1 pseudogene is annotated in these 1,174 nt (G+C 76.6%); it reads left to right on the forward strand.

Going from position 1 to position 1,174, the window contains the following annotated elements:
• Positions 1-1,174 (forward strand): annotated as a pseudogene (locus tag BST40_RS30435) (PE family protein); the annotation flags it as partial.

The raw sequence follows: 1,174 nt of genomic DNA on the forward strand, positions 1-1,174 counted from the left end.
GTCGGCGGGATTGGTGGTGCCGGCTGGGACGCCGCTACCGTCGGGGCAACGGGCGGCAACGGCGGCAATAGCGGCGCCGGCGGCCACGGCGGCAACGGCGGAATGGGTGGAACGGGCGGGCACGGCTCGTCGCTATTCGGCGCGGCAGGCGCTCACGGCGACGGCGGGGCCGGCGGCGCCGGCGGCAACGCCGGAGCACCAGGAAATGGCGGTACCGGCGGCAACGGCAACGCCACCACCGTCGGCGGCACCGGCGGCAACGGTGGCGACCCCGGTAGCGTGGGCGTCGGCGGCACCGGCGGTGCAGCGGGTGGCCCTGGCGCCGCCGACGGTGCGAACGGCGCGGTTGGCGCCATCGTCGGCGGCAACGGCGGCCACGGAGGCACCGGTGGCCGCGGCTATGACGCCGACGACGACCCCCTGGCGCCGTTCGGTGCATCGGGTGGCAACGGCGGGACCGGCGGCGATGGCGGCAGCCACGGTAACGGCGGCACCGGCGGAACCGGTGGCAACTCCGCGCTCGGCGGTGGGGCCGGCGGCGACGGCGGGACCGGCGGCAAGAGCGGTTTGTTTGCCGGTACCGGCGGCACCGGCGGTGACGGCGGCACCGCCATCGGTGCCGGCAGCGGCGGTAACGGCGGCACCGGCGGGGCCGGCCAACACGAAGGACCCGGTGACGCAATCGGCGGTATCGGCGGTAAGGGCGGCGTCGGATACTCGGCCGGCGGAAACGGCGGCACCGGCGGTGCAGCGATCAACAACGGAACCGGCGACGCAATCGGCGGCGCCGGGGGGGCCGGCGGCATCGCCCAGATGAGCGGGGGAAGCAGCGGAAACGGCGGGAGCGGCGGGACCGCGATCAACAACGGAGGCGGAAACGCCATAGGCGGCGCTGGAGCCAACGGCACCGCCGGCGGCAACAAGGCCGCCGGCGGGAACGGAGGATCCGGCGGCAGCGCATCCATCACTCACGCCGCCGCAACGGGCACCGCGACCGCGGGCAACGGTGGGGCGGGCGGCAGCGGTGCCGTGGGCGGCGGCCACGGCGGAATCGGCGGCTCCGCCAGCAGCGCTTCCGCGACCGGGGACGCAATCGGCGGCGCAGGAGGCGACGGTGGCCGCGGCTTCGGAATCGGCGAAGGCGGTTTCGGCGGCGCCGGCGGCAGTGCGGAAC

The organism is Mycobacterium persicum (assembly GCF_002086675.1).
Taxonomy (GTDB): Bacteria; Actinomycetota; Actinomycetes; order Mycobacteriales; family Mycobacteriaceae; genus Mycobacterium; species Mycobacterium persicum.